This window comes from Sphingobium fontiphilum (assembly GCF_014196635.1).
Classification (GTDB): Bacteria; Pseudomonadota; Alphaproteobacteria; order Sphingomonadales; family Sphingomonadaceae; genus Sphingobium; species Sphingobium fontiphilum.
In genome coordinates this window covers 107,153-127,324 of sequence record NZ_JACIEB010000006.1, presented here as the reverse complement: position 1 = coordinate 127,324, position 20,172 = coordinate 107,153, and the positions used below count along the sequence as shown (strand labels likewise).

General features: G+C 60.9%; 16 protein-coding genes and 1 tRNA gene. 8 read left to right on the top strand and 9 right to left on the bottom strand.

All coding sequences use genetic code 11. The annotated features are described in order from the left end of the window. Positions 1–34: 34 nt before the first annotated feature. The 8 genes from GGR44_RS12965 to GGR44_RS12930 form a co-directional block, all read right to left on the bottom strand. Positions 35–1,273: a thiolase family protein gene (locus GGR44_RS12965; RefSeq protein ID WP_011415063.1), complete on the bottom strand. Its 1,239-nt coding sequence runs from the start codon at positions 1,271–1,273 to the stop codon at positions 35–37. A gap of 43 nt (positions 1,274–1,316) precedes the next feature. Next, positions 1,317–2,111: an enoyl-CoA hydratase/isomerase family protein gene (locus GGR44_RS12960; protein ID WP_011415062.1), complete on the bottom strand. Its 795-nt coding sequence runs from the start codon at positions 2,109–2,111 to the stop codon at positions 1,317–1,319. A 66-nt stretch (positions 2,112–2,177) separates the two neighbouring features. Next, complete coding sequence (locus GGR44_RS12955; protein ID WP_026108915.1) at positions 2,178–3,722, bottom strand: class I adenylate-forming enzyme family protein; 1,545 nt, start codon at positions 3,720–3,722, stop codon at positions 2,178–2,180. A gap of 129 nt (positions 3,723–3,851) precedes the next feature. After that, entirely contained in the window at positions 3,852–5,486 is a 1,635-nt protein-coding gene (locus tag GGR44_RS12950; protein ID WP_026108916.1) for a GMC family oxidoreductase, read from the bottom strand. A gap of 76 nt (positions 5,487–5,562) precedes the next feature. Next, positions 5,563–6,987 (bottom strand): aldehyde dehydrogenase family protein, encoded by a 1,425-nt coding sequence (locus GGR44_RS12945; protein WP_157228455.1) that lies wholly within the window; start codon positions 6,985–6,987, stop codon positions 5,563–5,565. A gap of 231 nt (positions 6,988–7,218) precedes the next feature. Continuing rightward, positions 7,219–9,828: a TonB-dependent receptor gene (locus tag GGR44_RS12940; RefSeq protein ID WP_246344644.1), complete on the bottom strand. Its 2,610-nt coding sequence runs from the start codon at positions 9,826–9,828 to the stop codon at positions 7,219–7,221. A gap of 438 nt (positions 9,829–10,266) precedes the next feature. Beyond that, positions 10,267–11,592: a tyrosine-type recombinase/integrase gene (locus GGR44_RS12935; protein WP_081095415.1), complete on the bottom strand. Its 1,326-nt coding sequence runs from the start codon at positions 11,590–11,592 to the stop codon at positions 10,267–10,269. A 190-nt stretch (positions 11,593–11,782) separates the two neighbouring features. Beyond that, positions 11,783–11,859: transfer RNA gene (locus GGR44_RS12930), tRNA-Met, on the bottom strand. 255 nt (positions 11,860–12,114) lie between these two features. On the opposite strand from GGR44_RS12930, the gene GGR44_RS12925 reads away from it, so the two are divergent. The 4 genes from GGR44_RS12925 to GGR44_RS12910 all read left to right on the top strand — a co-directional run bounded on the left by GGR44_RS12925 (position 12,115) and on the right by GGR44_RS12910 (position 16,189). Beyond that, positions 12,115–13,524 carry a circularly permuted type 2 ATP-grasp protein gene (locus GGR44_RS12925; protein ID WP_183956004.1) on the top strand — a complete coding sequence of 470 codons (1,410 nt, stop codon included), beginning with the start codon at positions 12,115–12,117 and terminating at the stop codon, positions 13,522–13,524. A 76-nt stretch (positions 13,525–13,600) separates the two neighbouring features. Then, positions 13,601–14,533 (top strand): alpha-E domain-containing protein, encoded by a 933-nt coding sequence (locus GGR44_RS12920; protein WP_183956003.1) that lies wholly within the window; start codon positions 13,601–13,603, stop codon positions 14,531–14,533. A gap of 14 nt (positions 14,534–14,547) precedes the next feature. Then, the gene (locus GGR44_RS12915) at positions 14,548–15,432 is read left to right on the top strand and encodes a transglutaminase family protein (RefSeq protein ID WP_183956002.1); all 885 of its coding nucleotides are present in this window, start codon (positions 14,548–14,550) and stop codon (positions 15,430–15,432) included. A gap of 19 nt (positions 15,433–15,451) precedes the next feature. Next, entirely contained in the window at positions 15,452–16,189 is a 738-nt protein-coding gene (locus tag GGR44_RS12910) for a proteasome-type protease (RefSeq protein ID WP_183956001.1), read from the top strand. A gap of 463 nt (positions 16,190–16,652) precedes the next feature. On the opposite strand, the gene GGR44_RS16975 is transcribed toward GGR44_RS12910, so the two are convergent. Further along, the gene (locus GGR44_RS16975; protein ID WP_246344643.1) at positions 16,653–16,871 is read right to left on the bottom strand and encodes a hypothetical protein; all 219 of its coding nucleotides are present in this window, start codon (positions 16,869–16,871) and stop codon (positions 16,653–16,655) included. A gap of 642 nt (positions 16,872–17,513) precedes the next feature. Between GGR44_RS16975 and rpsM the strand changes: the two genes are divergently transcribed. The 4 genes from rpsM (at position 17,514) to rplQ (ending at position 20,158) form a co-directional block, all read left to right on the top strand. Further along, on the top strand, positions 17,514–17,882 hold the full coding sequence (gene rpsM, locus GGR44_RS12900) for a 30S ribosomal protein S13 (protein WP_183956000.1): 369 nt from the start codon (positions 17,514–17,516) through the stop codon (positions 17,880–17,882). A gap of 102 nt (positions 17,883–17,984) precedes the next feature. Further along, the gene (gene rpsK / locus GGR44_RS12895) at positions 17,985–18,374 is read left to right on the top strand and encodes a 30S ribosomal protein S11 (RefSeq protein ID WP_092952865.1); all 390 of its coding nucleotides are present in this window, start codon (positions 17,985–17,987) and stop codon (positions 18,372–18,374) included. A 120-nt stretch (positions 18,375–18,494) separates the two neighbouring features. Continuing rightward, positions 18,495–19,559 (top strand): DNA-directed RNA polymerase subunit alpha, encoded by a 1,065-nt coding sequence (locus tag GGR44_RS12890; RefSeq protein WP_183955999.1) that lies wholly within the window; start codon positions 18,495–18,497, stop codon positions 19,557–19,559. A 173-nt stretch (positions 19,560–19,732) separates the two neighbouring features. After that, positions 19,733–20,158 (top strand): 50S ribosomal protein L17, encoded by a 426-nt coding sequence (gene rplQ / locus GGR44_RS12885; protein ID WP_183955998.1) that lies wholly within the window; start codon positions 19,733–19,735, stop codon positions 20,156–20,158. The last annotated feature ends 14 nt before the right edge of the window (positions 20,159–20,172 follow it).

Below are 20,172 nucleotides of genomic sequence, written 5' to 3'. Positions count from 1 at the left end.
GTGACCCCGTGTTTCCCTAGGCGCGCTCTGACAACTACCGGCCCAGGATCGTGACGGCGACCACCGCCTCTTCCACCCCGATGACACCTCCGCCGTTCTGCGCGATCGCGAACCGGGCATTCGGAACCTGTCGATCTTCCGCCTCGCCGCGCAATTGCAGCGCAAGCTCGTAGATTTGGCCGAGCCCGGTGGCGCCGATCGGATGTCCCTTGCATTCAAGCCCGCCCGACGTGTTTACCGGAATACGCCCACCCAGCGCCGTCTCACCGCGCTCTGCCGCGAGTCCGCCCTCGCCAGGCGGCGTCAGGCCGAGCGCCTCGATTTCAATGATCTCGCCAACCGCCGTGGCGTCATGCACCTCCGCGACGCCAATATCTTCTGGCCCCACGCCGGCCATCGCATAGGCCCGGTTCGCCGCAAGGCGGCTGACATGGTGGTCATAATCAAAGGGATCGCGCGCGGCGCCGGTTTGCAGCACAGACGCCAGGATTCTTAGCGCCCTGTCCGGGGCTGCCGACAGTTTGCGCCGACCGGCTTCGCTGCAGATGATCGCAGCGGCGGCGCCGTCGCTGATCGGGGAGCACATCGGCAGTGTGAACGGGTAAACGATCGGAGGCGCAGCGAGTACACTTTCGACGGTATATGGGAGGCGATACTGGGCAAGCAGATTGCGCGTCGAATGCATGTGATTTTTCGCCGAGACGGCCGCGATTTGCGCTTGCGTCGAGCCGTAGGTCTTCATGTGCGCGCGTGCCATCGCGGCGTATACATCCATGAAAACGCTGTAAGGCTGACTCGATGTCGTTCCTTCCGGAACATCGACGCCATTGCCCATGGCCAGCAGCTGCGCGCGGCCCGACTCGGTTTCATGCACGTCCCAAGCGCCATCGAATGCACTGAACATGAGCGCCTTGTCGGGCGAGTACATCTTCTCCGCGCCGAGCGCGAGTACGACATCCGCTGCCCCCGATCGAACATAGGCGGCGGCCATGTGCAAGGCCGTGGAAGCCGTCGCACATGCGTTTTCGACATTCACCACGGGAACGCTTGAGATGCCCATCGCTCGCGCCACGATTTCGCCGCGGATCATGTCCTGGCCCTCCATATGCCCCTGGACGCAATTGCCGAAGAAGATGGCTTCGACATCGCCGGCGGTGCATCCTGCGTCGGAAAAGGCCTGCGACGAAGCTTCGGCGCAGAGCATTTTCAGGCTCTTGTCGAACTGTTTTCCGAACGGGGTCATCCCAACCCCCATGACGAATATGTCGGTCATTCGTTGATCCATTCTTCCAATGTGTTCCGCATCCGATCAGGTCTCACCGGTCGGAAAAATCGGGCTTCCGCTTCTCCCGGAATGCCGCCAGTCCTTCGACAATGTCGTTGGACAAGGCGTAAGCAGCCATGGTTTCGAGTTCCTGACGCAGCCCGACTTCGAGCGAGCTATCCTGCGCAGCGCGGACTAGCTGCTTCATGTAGGCGAGCCCTGGCCGGCTCTTTTCTGCAAGAGATTCTACCAGCGCTTGCGCTGCCGCAATGAGATCCTCGGGAGCAACCAGTTGGGTCACGAGTCCGGCTTCCTTCATCTCGGCAGCCGAGATGGTCCCGCCGGTCATCATCAGATGTTTCGCACGCGCTTCGCCGATCTTCCTAGGGAGTCGAACCGACCCTCCACCGCCGGGCAACAGGCCGTAATTTGCATGGGCGTCGCCAAATCTGGCCGGGTGCGCGGCAATGACGAGATCACAGCACAACACCAGTTCCAAGCCGCCGGCGAGCGTAAGGCCGTTGACCGCCGCAATTATCGGAAGGCGCGACGTCTCGATCCTGTTAAAAGCCTGACCGAGCGGCGGCAGAAACAGATTTAAGCGTTCGGCGAGAGTTTGTCCGCCTGTTCCATCGCCAATTGCGAGCAGATCCGCGCCAGCGCAAAACGCCCGTCCGGCGCCGGTAAGAATGCAAGCGCGCACCGTCGCATCTGCTTCCGCTGCCTCGATCGCTGCGGCGAGTTCCTCGGCCAAAGCCAACGACAGACTGTTCAACGCTGCCGGCCGGTTGAGGGTCACCCAAAGCGCTGGGCCGCGTTGCTCAACCAGGATGTATTCATAGTCCATTGCAGTCTCCCGCGCGCCGGCAGGCGGTCACCGGAATAGAGGATGTGGCTAGGATGGCTGCGTCGGTCATGCCCCCGAAATGCGCCGGTCCTGGCCCGCCCAATAGGGCTCTCGAAGCTTTGAACGAAGCACCTTTCCGACATTGCTCAACGGCAGTGGCTCGGCGGTAAAAACGACCTTGCTTGGCTTTTTTGCGGAGCCCAGACGCTGGCGCACCAAATCTATTATCTCGGTCTCCGTGATTTGTGCTCCGGGCTTGACACGCACCATTGCAAGCGGCGTTTCACCCCATTTTTCATGGGGCACGCCAAAGACCGCGACCTCGAGTACACCGGGATGGTCGGCAATTACGTTTTCGATTTCGGTGGGATAGATATTGAAGCCGCCTGACACGATCATGTCGTTGTTGCGATCGAGCAGATACAAAAATCCGTTTGTGTCGATCATGCCGACATCGCCGGTTTTGACCCAGCCATCTTCCATGCGCCGGGCGGTTTCCTCCGGATCGTTCCAGAATTCCTCCATCTGGCCATTTTCGAACCGTGCGACGATCTCGCCGGGCTCGTTTGGTCCCAGCACCTTTCCGTCCTCGTTACGGATTTCGATATCGGCGCCACTCATGGGACGTCCGACCGCCCGAATTGGGGCAGAACCTTCAAATTCGCCGAACCACTCGTTGGGCCCCATAGACGCGATGGGCAGGATTTCGGTCTGTCCATAGCCCGAATGAAGAACATGATTCCCGAATATCTGGCACGACTTGCGAAGCGTCGGCTCGGAGATCGGCGCTGAAGCACTCAGCAGAAACTTCAAATTCGGAAAGTGGCGGCCATATGCCCCGTCGTGATGCACTATGGCATTGAGCATGGTGGGGGCTACAAAGGCATGGCTGATCCGTTCCTGCTCGAGAGTGTCAAGAAAGGACGCTGGATCGAAGCCGTCCATCATCACGTTGCGGGCGCCGCAATACCAGGCCGGCACGAACAGGAAGCCCGATGCATGGGACAACGGGCCGACATGCAGAATGGCATCCCCTGGGGCCACTTGGGGGCCGATGCTGAAAAATGCGGCGGAGATCGTCATCCATGAACGGTGCCGATAGGCAACGCCCTTGGGTTTGCCCGTCGTGCCGCCGGTGTGGCGGATGACACAATAGTCCTCCGGCGCGACGACGGGATCAGGATCCCGGTCCGAGGCTGTCGCCAACCAATTCTCATAGTTGTGATCGCGGATAATGATCCGCTCAAGCGTCGGAGCTTGGGCATCCAGCCCCGCCAACTCCGAAGCCAATGCCTCATCGACCAGCGCCAACCGAGATCCGGTACTCGCGATCATATGGGCGTGCGCTTCACATCGGTTGCGCGCATAGAGAGGAACACGCGTATAGTTTCCAATGGCAGCCGCCAGTATGATGTCGGCGGCCTCGATGGAGTTCTTCTCCAGCGTAGCAATCCGGTCACCCGGTTGAAGGCCGCACTCCGCAAGAGCATTTGCGAGCTTCACGCCGCGCAACCAGGCTTCCGAGAAAGTCAACCGCCTGTGGCCGTGAACGAGAGCCTCTTGCTGGGCGAAATAACGTGCGGCGCGACGTATTTGCGTACGGACGTCCATCAGCCGCGCTCCTCTAAGGCGCTCGCCCACAATGGCGCAGTCGACACATAATAAACTGACATGCGATAGGCCTCTCCGGACTTCTTTTCGTAAGCATCTGTGTCTGCAGCATTGATCCAATCGTCCAATTCAATATTCTGCGATGCTATTCTTGCTGCTCATATTATCGTGCCGGATCATGTCGGCGGCTTTCTCGCCGATCATGATGCAGGTTGCATTGGTGTTGCCGTTGACGACTGATGGCATGATCGAGGCATCGGCCACGCGGATATTTGCGAGGCCGTGAACGCGCAGGCGGTTGTCGACCACCGCCATCTCGTCGGTGCCCATCTTGCATGTTCCCACCGGATGATAAGCATGATTGGCTTCTGCCCGGATATAGGCGTCGATCTCTTCATCAGTTTCAAGGTAGCGGTCAGGATAGAGAGGCCGTTTCATCATCGCCTTCATGCGATCCGAATGCAGGATCTCCTGCACGACACGGAAGGCATTGCGCAACGTCTTGAGGTCGTCGGGATGACTCAAGAGATTGAGGTCTATCTTGGGATCGGATTCGGGGTTTGAGTCATGTAAGGCAACCCAGCCGCGGCTCTTTGGGCGCCCAATATTGAGAATGATCGTATAGCCCCATTTCGTCATCAGCTTGTAGTCGCGCGCATGGTCGCGATAGGCGAGCGGCACGACATGGACCTGGCAGTCCGCCCGGTTCTGCCCCGGCGCGGATCGCAAGAAACCGCCTGCAGCCGTGGGCGGCGATGCCAGCCAGCTTTTCCTTTGCGTGAGATACTGGAATAGGTCTCGCACGGTCTTGAGCGCGCCAACGACATTGAGTGCGATCCCGAGCCGCTTCTTCGACTGGTAGCTCAGCATCAGGTCAGGATGGTCGTGAAGATTCTGGCCGACACCGGGAATATCATGAATCACTTCGATTCCATGCTTCTCCAACTCATCACGCGGTCCGATACCGGAAAGCATCAACAGTTGGGGCGAATTATAGGCGCCGCCGCTGACAATGACTTCCTTTTCGCACGGGATCGTCTTCAACTGCCCGTCCTGGGAATACTCGACTGCCACCGCGCGGTTGCCCTCAAACCTGATACGATGGACGCGGGCATGTACTTCGACGCGGAGGTTGCCGCGCCTGCCCATCACCGGATCAAGGTAACACGCCTTCACGCTGGCGCGCTTCCCGTCCTTCACGGTAAACTGATAGATGCCGACACCTTCCTGGCTGGCACCATTGAAGTCCGGATTGGCTTGATGGTCCAGTCCAGTCGCCGCCTCGATGAAAGCATCATAGACATCGAATTCGCGCTTGCCGTTGGATACGTGAAGCGGTCCCGACGAGCCGTGAAACTCATCCTCACCGCGCTCATTATTCTCAGCCTTGCGGAAATAGGGCAGGACATCGTTGTAACCCCAGCCGTCGTTGCCGAGTTCGGCCCAGTGGTCGAAATCCGACCGGTCGCCGCGGATATAGACCATCCCGTTCATACCGCTCGATCCACCCAGCATCTTCCCGCGCGGATTGTAGAGGCGGCGGTCGTTGAGCGCCTTTGAAGGGTCGGTGTTGAACCGCCAGTTGAGCGTATTGATCCGATAGTCTTGGATCAGCGCCGCAAAAGCGCCGGGCGTGGACACAAGCGGCGAGGTGCCTGGGCCGCCTGCCTCGAGCAGGCAAACGGTGACATCGGGGTCCTCGGACAACCGGCTGGCGATAACGCCGCCCGACGACCCACCTCCAATAATTACATAGTCAGCCATTTGCTTCCCTTGTCATTCGACCCATGCTGGCGACCCGGCGTCATGCAACATGCCAGCATCAACCGCCGCAGCCACGTCAGAGGATCTTTTCGAAGATGTTGAGTAGTCCTTCGGTCTTGCTCGAATAGGGTGGCAGAAGTTGACCAAGCAGGCTGAGTTTCGGCTGAGAGAACACCGGCTTGTAATGAGTGAAGCGCTCGAAACTGGCGACGCCGGTATAGGCACCGATGCCGCTCTGTCCGATGCCACCGAAAGGCAGCCGGCGCTGGAAGACGTGCATGACCGTGCCGTTGAGAGTCACGCCGCCAGCGTGCGTTTCGGAAATGATCTTGCGCCGTTCCTCACTTTCGTCGCCAAAATAATAGAGCGCCAGCGGGCGCTCATGCCGGTTTACGTAGCGAATGAGCTCGTCTTCGGAGCGATATGGCATGATCGGCAGGATCGGTCCGAAAATCTCCTCCTGCATCATCGCCATGTCATCGGTAACGTCGAGAACCGCCAACGGCACGATCCGATGCCGTTCAGGAAGCGTTCCATCGCCGTTGTCCGAGAGGTTGAGCACCGTCGCGCCCTTGGCTTCGGCATCATCGAGCAAACCTTGGAGCCGCGCGAACTGTCGGTCATTGATGATACTGGTGAAATCGGGGTTGCTTGCCGCGTTGGGGTAGCATTTGGCAACCTGAGCGCGGAGTGCGGCGACGAAGCTTTCCATCTGATCGACATGGACGAAGGCATAGTCAGCGGCGATGCAGGTCTGGCCGGCGTTGAGCAGCTTGCCGAACACTAAGCTTTCACAGACTTGTGCAAGCGATGCACCCTTGCCCACGATGGCAGGGCATTTGCCGCCAAGTTCCAGAGTAACAGGTGTAAGGTTGGCAGCCGCCGCTTCATAGACTTTGCGGCCAACCGCGGGTGAACCGGTGAAGAGAATATGGTCGAAAGGTAGGGCCGTCATCGCCTGTGCCATGTCGGGCCCGCCCTGGACAATCGCGAATTCCTCTTCGGCGAAATACCGGCGCACAAGCCGCTCGCTGGCTTCGGCGGCGTTGGCGGAAACTTCGCTCGGCTTTGCGATCACGCGGTTGCCGGCCGCCAATGCACCGGCCGCGCCAACGAATATGGTGCCGAGCGGATAGTTCCACGTGCCGAGAACGCCCACCACACCTAGGGGCTGGGGGACCAGGCGCGATGAACCGGGAAGGCCGAAGATGTCAGTCTTCACCCGCCGCGGCCTCAGCCACGTCTTCAGATTGCGGCGCGCAAATTTAATTTCCGATATGCCAAGCATCAGGTCGAGCAGGATAGTCTCGTAGCGGGATCGAATGCCGAAATCGGCGGCAACGGCATCGACCAATTCGTCTCTGTGCTGCTCAAATATCCGGCCAAGGCGCCCGAGCAGGTCCATGCGTTCTTCGTAGCTGCGCGAAACCTGCTCACGCGTCCCTTCGCGTTGGGTCGCGAAAATTCGTTCCAGCTCAGTTCTGTTCCGAGACGCATCCACGTTAAATCGTCCGGAGGCGCGCTGGCCGCTCGGCGCTGCTCGCCTGGGCGGTGCTTTCAGCTGCGCCGATCTCAGTGATCACAGCGCGCTCGATTCTGTACGCCGTGCCGATGAATGAGGGACCGTTGCCGGTGGAACGCATTATGGATGCTCCTCGGTCTGAAAGTCAGGTCGAAAAAATCGGGGGCAGCGGGCGGGAGAGGATGCCCGCCGCCCCCGTCGCAGCAGCGATCAGAACTTGACTGTCGCTTCGACGCCATAAGTGCGCGGCATGCCGCGGTTCAGATAATCGTAGCCGAACACGTCCATGTTGAGGCCGTAGGTGTAGTAATATTTGTCGAACAGATTCTTCGCCCACAAGCTAACCGACATATTGTCGTGCGCATAGGTTAATCGCGCATTGGCGAGCCAGTAGCCCGGATTTGCGCATGTAATCGCCTTACCCGCGAGCGTTATGTTCGATCCCGCTGGGGGTGTATCGCACGGTGTCTGCCCATAATTCTTGAACGGATCAAAATAGTACTTGCCCATGTAGGACGCATCACCGCGCAAGGTCAGCTTGTTGGTGCCGTCATCGATCATATCCCAGTCGAATCCGGCCTGGAACGTAACCTCCGGCGCGTTCGGGAAGGGATTGCCGTTGACGTTCAATGTCGGGCTGGCCGGGTTTGCCGGATCGATCACATTGCCTTTGTACTTGCTGTTGAGATAGCCCAGCGAAGCATCGAAACGCAACGTATCGGCCACCTGCCAGGCGAGTTCGGCCTCGCCACCGAACAGGCGACCATTGGCGCTGCGCGTGAAGGTTGTAGCGGCGACCACCTGCGTTACTTGGTGATTCGAATACTCGTAGTAGAAGCCCGCGAGGTTAAGTTGGACGCGGCGATCGAACAGCCGGGTTTTGAGCCCCGCCTCATATGCATTCACCTTTTCAGGCTGGATATAATAGACTTGATTGACGCCCTGATAGGCAAGCCCGTTGAAGCTGCCGCTGCGGTAACCGCGACTGTACTGGAGATAGCCCATGATATCATCGGCGAACTCATAGCTGACATTGATACGGCCGGTTAGCCTGTTTGCCTTTTCGCGCTGCTCAAGCGGCGCGAGATTGGGGTTGTATGGATTGCTGTAGGGGATCAGGTTGACAACCGGCGTCGTACCGTCGAGCGCATAGAGGAAAGTGCTGCCGTTAAGGTAATTGACCTTATCCTGGGTGTAGCGTGCACCCACCGCCACGGTCAGCCGCTCGGTCGCTTTCCAGGTTACGTCGCCGTAGATCGCCTTCGAGGGGCGCGACACGTCAAAACGCTGTTCGCCGAGGATCGGGGTGAACGGAGGCGCGCCTGCCCCGGCGCAGCCCGCCGAAAAGCTACCCCCCATGCCGCCATTGCCCGTATTATTGATCGCGATGTCGGTCTGGAGTGCAATCAGCGAGCGTGCATCAAGGAAGCCGTTGGGATTGATCTCGATCGCGTCGCAGAATCCGGCATCGCCAGGCCCCAACGCCGGATTGGCGGCAAAGGCTGGGATATAGCGGATCGCGTCGGGCGTTCCGATTGCGGCGTTATTGTAGCTGCCCGGAAGACCGGCGCCAAGCAGCAGCGGCCTCAGCGCCCCGAAAAAGTCCGGGTAGTTGACCGTCTTGACCTTGTCCCTGCCATAATAAAGGCCGGCAATGATATCGAGGCGGTCGTTCGAATAGCTGAAACGCAGGTCCTGGTTGAAATTCTTGCTCGTCGACGTGAGGCCGATCGAGCAGAGATCGGCTGGGCCGCCATCGCAATCATCAGGATTGTTGATATAGTCGCCGGTGTCGTAGCCGGTAATCGAGGTGACGGAGAATTGGTCGCTGACATCCCATTTGATGTTGAGGGCTATCCCTTTCGACTTGCTGATGTTCTTACCTACCCGATCAACTGCGACCTCATTGTCACGCAGCAACCGCCCGCCTAGGAAAGGTTGCGGATCGTAACGCGAATAGCCGAGCGCATCCTGCCCGCCCGCGAGTTGACCACCTGCATAGGGCGCGGTGCCCCATGGATCGTCCTTCGCGGCATAGAGCTTCAAATTGATGTCGAGATCGGGATCGGGCCGGAAGCGGATCGAGATGCGACCGCCGATCGTATCGGTGGTCCCTAGGTCGCGCTCATTCCCAGGCAGTACATTGCGCTGCCAACCATCCCCTTTTGCAAAAGTACCGGCGACGCGGACGCCCAAGATGTCGGGAACCAGCGTCGCTTCAGCGGCGCCCTGCACCGTGAAAGTGTCGTAATTGGCATAGCCGGCGGTCAGATAGCCATTGGCCTCTCCCAGATCCGGCTTGCGCGTGAAGAAGCTGATCGCGCCACCCGTGGTGTTGCGACCGTAGAGTGTTCCTTGCGGTCCGCGCAGTACCTCGACCCGGTCGATGTCATAGAGTTGCAGGCCATGGCTCGCCCGGAAGCTCTGATAGACTTCATCGACATAGACGCCAACCGGCGACGCAGTGGAGGCGGAAAATTCGTTCGCCACTGAAATCCCGCGCAGCGAGAAATTCGGTTGGGTGCGACCATAGGGAGTGGTGACTTGCAGGCTGGGGATCGCGCCCATCAAGTCTGAGGTCTCCGTGATGCCGCGCGTGCGCAGCGTCTCGCCGCCTATGGCGGAAACGGCGGCTGGAACATCCTGCAAATTCTGTTCGCGCTTCTGCGCCGTGACGACGATTGTCTCAAGGCCACCTTCCTGCGCCTCGGGCTTTTCGCCCTGCGATGCAGCGTCCTGGGCATGTGCCGGCACTGCAAGCGCACACGCGATCGATAGCGCGGTGGCACAAAGCAAATTTGTCCTAAAGGCTGTGACCATGACTGTCCTCCCCACGGCATTTTTTGATTTGGCGCCATTTGCCGCGCCTTGGGGCTCATCGTCCAATTCAATTTGTTGGCGAACTATTCCTCCCACTCATTGATTAAGGACTGATGAGCCTGCACCGCTGACGCTTCGTGGCGACGCAAATAACCCCATATATTTCATTGAATTAGTCACGCTGAGCGCGTCCATCGGGACGGATGCGCGCGTTCTGCTCGCCCCAATCGAGCCCTTCCAGACGATGTATCGGCGTAATTGGCGGTCCCGGCGGTTTCCCTTGTCGAGTTGCAAGGGGAATCAGCTATGATGAGATGTAGTGAGATACGGTTTCTTGGAGTTCATTCTACTATTCGCGGATGCATCTAAGTAGCTGATATTTCTAACAACTATGGCAGAAAACCGCGCCTCTAAATCGGCGGTTCTGACTTTTGAGGCTCATCGCGAAGCCGCCCGAAGGGGGCGTTGCCAATACGGCTGTCTCTGGTCGCTTGGTGGCAGGTGCTGGATGGGAGCGGAACAGCGCATGAATTGTGAGAACTCGATAGGATTCTTCTCGACATTCGACACTGCGGTTGCCGCGTCGATCACGTCGGCCCAGTCTTGGAGCATCCGCCTTCGCGGTGTGAGATAGAGCGCACTGTTGTAAGCGCCGCGCACCTCATCCTCGTCCTCGTGAGCGAGCGCCATCTCGATCCAATCCGGCTTGTAGCGTTCGGCTTCGTTCGCCCAGGTCGAGCCGAGCCCCCTAAACCCATGTACCGTCTGCCGATGGAGATACCCCATCCGATAACAGGCATAGATCATGGTGTTCTCGGAAATAGACTTTCCAGGCTTGGCTCCGGGAAAGAGGAACGCATCGTTCGTCGCCTGCAAGCGGCGCTGAACGATCATTGCGGCCTGGCGGGACAGCGGAACAAGATGCTCACGTTCCATCTTCATGCGCTCCGGCGACAGACGCCATAGCGGGTTCGGTCCATAGAGATCCTCGAACTCGTCCCTGGCCGCGAAGCGGGTTTCGCTGGTTCGGACCCATGTGAGCAAGGTGAACAGCAGCGCGTCACGGGTGATCTCGCGGCGGCGCGGCGTGTCCTCGCCGTCATAGGCGAAGATCGCTCGCACCAGCTTCGGAAACTCCGCGAGCGGCACGCGCGCCATGTGCCTGACGGGCGGCTTGGGCTTGAGCGCATCGTTGAGGCCGAGCGTCGGATCGATGGTCGCCCAGCCGCTCGCGATCGCGAAGCGATAGATCTGGCTGACGTTCTGCTTGAGGCGACGGGCGATATCGAGGGCGCCGCGCGCTTCGACCGCGCGGATCATCTCGAGAATCTCGGGCGGGTCGATTTCCGTGATCGGACGCTTCCCGATGACCGGAAAGACGTCGCGCTCCATCCGGTTGATGACGCGCAGGGCATGGGCCGAGTCCAGCCCTTCAATACGATTGGCGTGCCAGGCCCGCGCAATCTCTTCGAACAGCTTGAGCGCGGCCCTCTGCTTCTTCGCCCGCTTCCTGGCCTCGGCGGGGTCCTCACCCTGATCGAGCAGCCGCTTGGCTTCGGTCCGCTTCTCGCGGGCGATCGCCAGCGTGACGGTCGGATATTTGCCGAAGCTCAGCAGTTTTTCCTTGCCGTCGAAGCGGTATTTCAGGCGCCAGAGCTTCGATCCGTTCGGCTGGACGAGCAGGTGCAGGCCTTCTCCATCGGACAGCTTGTAGGGGCGCTGCCGCTTGGTGGCGTATTTGACCTCAAGTTCTTTCAAAGCCATCTGGGGGTATCGCCTGTTTTGGGGACAGCCGAAAAATACCCCCAAAATACCCCCAATCCAAATCGCCGTGGGTGGCCGCAGCCGGTCGCACCGGGACGCCGGCGTACGCAACGGGACGCGAAAAATATTTGATTTTCCTCGAAAAATGTCTGCCAGTGGCCTCAGTGGGTCACTGGTGGACAATCCGGGTTGGTAGCGGAGGAGGGACTTGAACCCCCGACACGCGGATTATGATTCCGCTGCTCTAACCAGCTGAGCTACTCCGCCCCTTCGGGTGAGGGCGCGCTATACGCAGGGTCGGGCGATGGGTCAACAGGGGAGGTGCGGTTGTTTTCATCCTGCCTTCACAGCCCGACTTTCACCGCCTGATCCCTTGCTGGCTCCGCGATTGGAGGCTTCCCATTCTCCTGTTGGAGCAATACGCAAAAATCCCTGCAATTTTAGGGCTTGCAATAATTTCGGGCGGTTGCACTAATGTTGCAATGCACAAGCGGCCGTCCGGCCGAAGGGAGGAACCACACATTGCCCTTCCATGAAATGTTCGAACCCGACGGTTCCGTCCGCGCCTGCTATGCGGAGGTGCAGAATTGGGTCGAGCGAACCGGGATCGCGGGCCTGAACCGTCGTCTCGATGAAGCAGAAGCCATTTTCCGGCGGATCGGCATCACCTTTGCCGTCTATGGCGAGGGCGGCGATCCGGAAAGGCTGATCCCCTTTGATCTGCTGCCGCGCATTTTTACTGCGCACGAATGGCGCATATTGGACAAGGGCATTCGCCAGCGGGCGCGGGCCTTGAACGCCTTTCTCCACGATGTCTATCACCGCGGCGAGATTGTGAAGGCCGGCGTCATGCCCGCCGACATCATTTACAGAAACAGCGCCTATCTGGCCGAGATGGCTGACTTCAGCCCGCCGGGCAAGGTTTACAGCCATATTGTCGGCATCGACATCGTGCGCACCGGCCCGGCCCGTTTCGAGGTGCTGGAGGATAATTGCCGCACGCCGTCGGGCGTTTCCTACATGCTGGAAAATCGCGAGATCATGACCCGCATGTTCCCGGACCTGTTCAGCGATGGTCTGGTGGCGCCGGTGGACGACTATCCCGCCGAACTGCTCAAGAGCCTTCAGGAAGTGGCCCCCCCCGCCTGCAAGGGCGAACCGGTGGTTGTGGTGCTGACGCCCGGTTCGCTCAACAGCGCCTATTATGAGCATAGCTTCCTCGCCGATCTGATGGGCGTGGAACTGGTGGAGCCGGCCGACCTGTTCGTCGACGAAGGGCGGGTGTGGATGAAGACCACGCTGGGGCCAAAGGCCGTGGATGTCATCTATCGCCGGATCGACGACGAATATATCGACCCGCTGGTCTTCAAGCCCGACAGCCTGCTGGGCATTCCGGGCATCTTCAACGTCTATCGCAATGGCGGCGTGACGCTGGCGTCGGCGCCGGGGTCGGGCATCGCCGACGACAAGGCGGTCTATATCTATGTGCCCGAAATGATCCGGTTCTATCTGGGCGAGGAGCCGATCCTCGACAATATCCAGACCTGGCAATGTTCGCGCCCCGATGAACTCGCCTATGTGCTGGAGCATCTGCACGAACTGGTGGCCAAGGAAGTGCATGGATCGGGCGGATACGGGATGCTGATCGGCCCCAAGTCCAGCAAGGACGAGGTTGCCGCCTATGCCGAGCGGATCAAGGCGAACCCGTCCGAATTCATTGCCCAGCCCACGCTCGACCTGTCGACCGTGCCGACGCTCGGGCCCGCCAGCGTCGTCGGGCGTCATGCCGATTTCCGCCCCTATTGCCTGGTCGGCAAGCAGATCAGGCTCGTGCCCGGCGGGCTGACGCGCGTCGCGCTGACCGAAGGATCGCTGGTCGTCAACTCCAGCCAGGGCGGCGGGGTGAAGGATACCTGGGTGCTGCAGGATTGACGATGGTGCTGCCTGTCCTTTCATCCAGGCGCACGCCGCCGGTCCGCAACAGCCGCAATAATCGGAAAGTGTTCCCATGCTGAGCCGCACCGCCGAAAACATGTTCTGGTTGGCGCGTTATATGGAGCGCGCCGAATCGACCGCGCGCCTGCTGACCATGGGACAGCGCATGGCCATCCTGCCGGGCGCGCACCATCGCGACGAATGGCGATCGGTCGTGCGCGCGACCGGCGCCGATTGCCATTTCCCCGAAGGCACGACCGTCACCGAAAGCGATGTCGTATCCTTCCTGATGCTGGATCTCGACAATCCGTCCTCGATCCGATCCTGTTTGCTCAAGGCGCGGGCCAACGCCAAGTCGGCGCGCACCATGTTGACGCAGGACATGTGGGAGGCGCTGAATGACGGCTGGCGCAAGCTCGACAGCTATGACCTCTCCGAAGCGCGCCAGCAACTGCCCAGCCTGATCGACTGGGTGAAGACGCGGGTGATGACCTTTCGCGGGGCGGCCGATTCGGGCCAGTTGCGCAATGCGGGCCATGATTTCCTGCGCGTGGGCAGCGCGCTGGAGCGGGCGCAGATGACGCTGCGTCTGCTCGACATCAAATATTATGTGCTGCTGCCTGAAACCGAAGTGATTGGCGGCAGCCGCGACCATTATCAATGGACGTCGGTGCTTCACGCCTTGTCAGGCAGCCGCGCCTATCACCATGTCTATGGCGGCACCTATACGCCCTGGCAGATCACCGATTTCCTGATGCTCAACCGCCTGTTCCCGCGCAGCGTCGCCTATTGTTACGACCAGCTCGCCTTTCGCCTGAACCGGCTGGCCGGCTGGCACAATGCGCGCGCGGAGTGCAATGACACGATCGAGGCGATGGTCACTGAACTGGGCGCGCTCGACAGCGGCGAGATTTTCCGCATCGGCTTGCACGAAACGGTGCAGAGCGGGCTTGCCGCGTCCAATCGACTGGGTGCGGAAATCGCCCAGGCCTATCATTTCGGATAGGGAGGGCAGGGGGCATGAAACTGCTGGTCCGCCACCAGACCGTCTATCGTTATGAAGCGACGGCCGGGCGCGTGGCGATGCGCCTGAAGCTGATGCCGGTGGACAGCGCGGCGCAGACGGTCATCGACTGGCGGGTGAGCATCAACGACCAGCCGGTGACGGACTTCACCCGCAACGCCCATGGCGAGATGGAGGCGATCTGGATTCGCCATGACCGTCAGGACGAGGCGGTGATCGTCGCGGAAGGGCTGGTCGAAACACGCGAGACACATGGCGTGCTGGGATGGCCGGCGACGCGCGTCGACCCGCGCTATTTCCTGCGTTCGACCCCATTGACCGCCGCGTCGCCGGCGATCGAGCAGATGGCGCTGGCCATAGATCCGGACATCGGCGCGCTGGCCCGGCTCCATGCCCTGTCGGCGGCGATCAGCGACAGCGTGACCTATCGCGCGGGCGTGACGGGCGCGAACACGACGGCTGCCGAGGCGTTCGCGGTGGGCGCGGGTGTGTGCCAGGATCAGGCGCAGATATTCATTGCGGGCGCGCGGGTCATGGGCATTCCGGCGCGCTATGTTTCGGGCTATCTGCTGGCGCAGGAAGGCGATGTTCTGCACGAAACGCATGGCTGGGCGGAGGCGCTGGTTCCGGGGCTGGGCTGGGTCGGCTTCGACCCCTCCAATCGGGTGTGCGTGACCGACCATTATCTGCGCGTAGCATCCGGTCTCGACGCCGATCAGGCCGCGCCGGTTCGTGGTTCGGTGACACTGGCGGGCAACATCTGGATTGACGCGGACGTCCGGATCGCGCAGGCGGAGGACGGGGTCGAGGAACGACAGCTGCAACGTCAGCAACAACAGAATATGTCGTCATCGGCCGGAAATCTGAATAAGGCCGGGTGAATCAGGGAGCCGGGGGGTAATGACCTATTGCGTGGCAGTCCGCGTTGACCAGGGTCTGGTCATGCTGTCCGATACTCGCACCAATGCGGGGATGGATAATATCGCCCGTTTCAGGAAGAGCTTCACCTATGAAGTGCCGGGGGAACGCGCGATCACGCTGATGTGTTCGGGCAACCTGTCGATCACCCAGGGGGTGAAGACAGTGCTGTCGCGCGCCATCAAGGATTCGGCGCACGACCCGGAAATCGAAACCATCCTCAATTGCCCGACCATGCACCGCGTCGCCCAGATTGTGGGGGAGGCGATGTGCGCGATGCAGAATCGCTATCGCAACACCATCGAGATGCAGGGCGCCGCCGCCGACGCCTCGATCCTGATTTCGGGCCAGCGCAAGGGCGGCAAGCCCCGCCTCTACCTGGTCTATTCGGCCGGCAATTTCATCGAGGCGACGGCCGACACGCCCTTCTTCCAGATTGGCGAGCATAAATATGGCAAGCCGATCCTCGACCGGATCATCCGCCCCGAAACCTCCCTGGAGGATGCGGTGAAGGCGGTGCTGGTGTCGATGGATTCCACCCTGCGTTCGAACCTTTCAGTGGGAATGCCGCTGGACCTGACCGTCATCGAGCGCGACAGTTGCGCCTTTGGCATCCGCACCCGCATAGAAGCCGATAATGAACAGTTCGCGATGATCTCGCAAAGCTGGTCGGCGGCGCTGCGCAAGGGGTTCGAATCCCTGCCCAACGTGCTGGATTGAAGCGCAAGGGCTTCGTTGATCAGCGCCTTTCAAGGGTTTCTTCATCGACCATGCCAATGAGAGGGGCCGCCGGGTCGGCGCCCGACGGCCCATCATGTGCATGGTCAGCGGCCGGAAGTGCCGCCCATGGGAAACGTGGATCGCGCTCTTTCGCCCCGGCGACCGCTCCGTTGCGCATCAGCGCATCGGAGGCCTGTCACTTTTGGAATTAGGGGAAATCGACGCTTGTTTCAGCGTCGCTCAGCAGCGCGCTTCCCGAATGGACTTGACCGACCCCATTGCTGAACCATGAGACATCGGATCACCTCCTTTCGCTAAGTTGAAGCTCTTTGCGACCGGTTTTCGGCGTGCCCTGCGCCGGCCACGCATGATGTGTCCGCCATCATCGGGCGACGATCAAGGCTTGTAATAATCTTTTTTCGAATCATAATGCTGCGTCCCGACATGGGCCGTGTCGCAGCCCTTAATTCCGGCAATCCTCGATCACCCGCCCCACTTCCGCCCATGGCGGCACCGTCAATGGCGCAAGGCCGGGCAACTCCACCGAAAAGCGCCCGCGACTATAGGCGATCTGGTCCAGCGTGGCGTCCATCGACGCGCGCGTGGCGATCGTTTCCGGCGTCGTGCCGGTGCTGGCGGCGGTGGGCCATTGGGCGACCGCGAAGCTGGTTCGCACGATCATCGGGCCGGTCGCGACGCCATTCCGTGCGAACTGGATTCGCCCGCCCGCCTTGTCGCAGCGAATGCGCAAAAGGGGAGCGCCGCCGACGGGGCCAAAATGCGCCGACGATCCGGAGGCGTCAGCACGGTAGGTCCATGTTCCGACGGTCAGAGCGCGGTCCTGCCAATTCGCTGCCGGGGGCGGCCCGGGCGGCGGCGCTGCGGAGGGTGCCGGAGCGGGGCTTGGGGGCGGTGCGGGCGCCGCAGCCGGAGCGGGGCGCTGTTCGCCGGTGCATGATCCGAGCGGAACGAGGGCCGTCAGCGCCAGGCCGGAAGCGAGCAGGCGCGAAGGGGCGAGACAGTGCGGATATGATGGCATCCCCCCTCCTTGCCCGAGCGGCCTGTGTCGCTCAACCGGAAATGGATGGGAAACGCGCGGGGCGGGGCAGGCCGTTTCAGGCGTGGATGGGCGGATTGGTTGACAGCCATGGGACGAATCGGTAAAGCGCGCGCATCCCGATACGCTGACAAGCGGCAGTGCTCTGGCACTGACCGTCTTTTTTGCGTCCCGGGGGTTGTGAATCGCCGTTGCCTGTCTGGCGCGGCCGGACGCTTTGAGATGGGGCGGCGCCAACCGCCCCGTGGAGCAGGAGACAAGATTACCATGGCACGTATTGCGGGTGTTAACATCCCGACCAACAAGCGCGTGATCATCGCGCTCACCTACATTCACGGCATCGGCCGCAAGACCGCCGTCGACATCGCCGACAAGCTGGGCATCGACCACGGCCGCCGCGTTCAGGACCTGTCCGACGCCGAAGTGCTGCAGATCCGCGAAACGATCGACGCCGACCTCACCGTCGAAGGCGACCTGCGCCGCAACACCGCGATGAACATCAAGCGCCTGATGGACCTGGCCTGCTATCGCGGTCTGCGTCATCGCAAGGGCCTGCCGGTTCGCGGTCAGCGCACGCACACCAATGCGCGCACCCGCAAGGGCAAGGCGAAGCCGATCGCTGGTAAGAAAAAGTAAAAATCCGTCCGGGGGACGGATTTGTACTTTTTCTCCGCCGGAGGCAGCTCTCCCCATGCGAGACGCCTCCAGCATCACAAGTTTCTGTAGGAAGAGCAAAAAATGGCACGCGAACCCCAGCGCATCAAGCGCCGCGAACGCAAGAACATCTCGGCCGGCGTGGCGCACGTCAACGCCAGCTTCAACAACACCATGATCACCATCACCGATGCCCAGGGCAACGCGATCAGCTGGTCCTCGGCCGGCATGATGGGCTTCAAGGGCAGCCGCAAGTCGACCCCGTACGCCGCCCAGGTGTGCGCCGAAGACGCCGGCCGCAAGGCCGCCGAACATGGCGTCCGCACTCTGGAAGTCGAAGTGAAGGGCCCCGGGTCGGGTCGTGAATCGGCGCTGCGCGCTCTGCAGGCCGTGGGCTTCCACATCACCTCGATCCGTGACGTGACGCCGATCCCGCACAACGGCGTGCGTCCTTCCAAGCGTCGCCGCGTCTAAACCAGCGGCTGGCGTTTTCAGGCGGGCGGCGGACGCGTCGCCCGTTCACCCATTTGCATCGGCCGGAACGTCCTGTTGGGTTCAGGAAAAGCGGTTCGGCCACATCCCCAGGGGAATTACATGACTGTCAACATGAAGAACTGGCAGGAATTGAAGAAGCCCAACGCCCTCGAAATCAAGGCTTCGGGTGACGGCAAGCGCAAGGCGGTGTTCGTCGCCGAACCGCTGGAGCGCGGCTTTGGCCTGACGCTCGGCAACGCGCTGCGCCGGGTTCTTCTTTCCTCGCTCCAGGGCGCGGCGGTCACTTCGATCAAGATCGAGAACGTCCTGCACGAATTCTCGTCGCTCGCCGGCGTGCGTGAGGACGTCACCGACATCGTCCTCAACATCAAGCAGGTCGCGCTCAAGATGGAAGGCGATGGCCCCAAGCGCCTGCAATTGTCCGCCACCGGTCCGGCCGTGGTGAAGGCGGGCGATATCGCCGTTTCCGGCGACATTCAGGTGATGAACCCCGATCTGGTGATCTGTCACCTGGATCAGGGCGCGAGCCTGAACATGGAACTGACCGCCGATGTCGGCAAGGGCTATGTCCCCGCCGTCGCCAACCGTCCGGCCGATGCGCCGATCGGTCTGATCCCGGTCGATGCGCTCTATTCGCCCGTTCGTCAGGTCGCCTACAAGGTCGACAACACCCGCGTCGGCCAGGAACTGGACTATGACAAGCTGTCGCTGACCGTCGAAACCGACGGCACAGTGACGCCGGAAGACGCGGTCGCCTATGCCGCGCGCATCCTGCAGGACCAGCTCCAGCTGTTCGTCCACTTCGAAGATGCGCTGCCCAGCGCCGCCCCGGCCGCCGGCGTCGGTTCGGTGTCTTCGGCGAGCGAAGGCGAAAGCGACACCAACCAGATCAACCGCTATCTGCTCAAGAAGGTGGACGAACTGGAACTGTCGGTCCGCAGCGCCAACTGCCTCAAGAACGACAATATCATCTATATCGGCGATCTGGTTCAGAAGACCGAAGCGGAGATGTTGCGCACCCCCAATTTCGGCCGCAAGTCGCTGAACGAAATCAAGGAAGTGCTGTCGTCCATGGGCTTGCGCCTGGGCATGGACATTCCCGGCTGGCCGCCGGAAAATATCGAGGAAATGGCCAAGAAGCTCGAACAGGAGCTGCTGGGCTGATCCAACACCGTCACCCCAGCGAAAGCTGGGGTCTCAGGCCGCCAAGGGCGACCTTGGCGCACGAGATCCCAGCCTTCGCTGGGATGACGCAATAGGTGAATGGGCGACGACCTCCAACGGTCGCCTGGTCCGGGGTACCTCACACGGCCCCCTAACGAACGAAGGAAGAAGACATGCGTCATAAGGTTGGTCATCGCAAGCTGCAGCGCAGCGCCGGTCATCGCACCGCCCTGCTCCGCAATCTGGCGGCTGCCCTCATCAAGCACGAGCAGATCACCACCGGGATCGCCAAGGCGCGCGAACTGCGCCCCTATGTCGAAAAGCTGATCACGCTCGCCAAGCGTGGCGGCCTGTCGAATCGCCGTCTGGCGCAGTCGCGCCTTCAGGACGACGCGCAGTTGGCCAAGCTGTTCGACGTGCTGGCGGAACGCTACAAGAATCGCGACGGCGGCTATACCCGCGTTATCAAGGCCGGCTTCCGCGCCTCTGACGCCGCGCCGATCGCCATCATTGAACTGGTCGATCGCGACGTGAGCGCCAAGGGTCAGGATTCTGGCCCGGTCATGGGCGCCGATGAGGATGAGCTGGAAAACGCCTGACCCTTTTCCGCTCC

Coding starts and splice junctions, on each gene's coding strand:
- GGR44_RS12960 (WP_011415062.1), bottom strand. CDS start 2,111: ATGGACTATGAATACATCCTGGTTGAGCAACGCGGCCCAGCGCTTTGG.
- GGR44_RS12915 (WP_183956002.1), top strand. CDS start 14,548: ATGAAACTGCTGGTCCGCCACCAGACCGTCTATCGTTATGAAGCGACG.
- rpsK (WP_092952865.1), top strand. CDS start 17,985: ATGGCACGCGAACCCCAGCGCATCAAGCGCCGCGAACGCAAGAACATC.
- GGR44_RS12935 (WP_081095415.1), bottom strand. CDS start 11,592: ATGGCTTTGAAAGAACTTGAGGTCAAATACGCCACCAAGCGGCAGCGC.
- rplQ (WP_183955998.1), top strand. CDS start 19,733: ATGCGTCATAAGGTTGGTCATCGCAAGCTGCAGCGCAGCGCCGGTCAT.
- GGR44_RS12955 (WP_026108915.1), bottom strand. CDS start 3,722: ATGGACGTCCGTACGCAAATACGTCGCGCCGCACGTTATTTCGCCCAG.
- rpsM (WP_183956000.1), top strand. CDS start 17,514: ATGGCACGTATTGCGGGTGTTAACATCCCGACCAACAAGCGCGTGATC.
- GGR44_RS12920 (WP_183956003.1), top strand. CDS start 13,601: ATGCTGAGCCGCACCGCCGAAAACATGTTCTGGTTGGCGCGTTATATG.
- GGR44_RS12940 (WP_246344644.1), bottom strand. CDS start 9,828: ATGGTCACAGCCTTTAGGACAAATTTGCTTTGTGCCACCGCGCTATCG.
- GGR44_RS12950 (WP_026108916.1), bottom strand. CDS start 5,486: ATGGCTGACTATGTAATTATTGGAGGTGGGTCGTCGGGCGGCGTTATC.
- GGR44_RS16975 (WP_246344643.1), bottom strand. CDS start 16,871: ATGATCGTGCGAACCAGCTTCGCGGTCGCCCAATGGCCCACCGCCGCC.
- GGR44_RS12910 (WP_183956001.1), top strand. CDS start 15,452: ATGACCTATTGCGTGGCAGTCCGCGTTGACCAGGGTCTGGTCATGCTG.
- GGR44_RS12890 (WP_183955999.1), top strand. CDS start 18,495: ATGACTGTCAACATGAAGAACTGGCAGGAATTGAAGAAGCCCAACGCC.
- GGR44_RS12965 (WP_011415063.1), bottom strand. CDS start 1,273: ATGACCGACATATTCGTCATGGGGGTTGGGATGACCCCGTTCGGAAAA.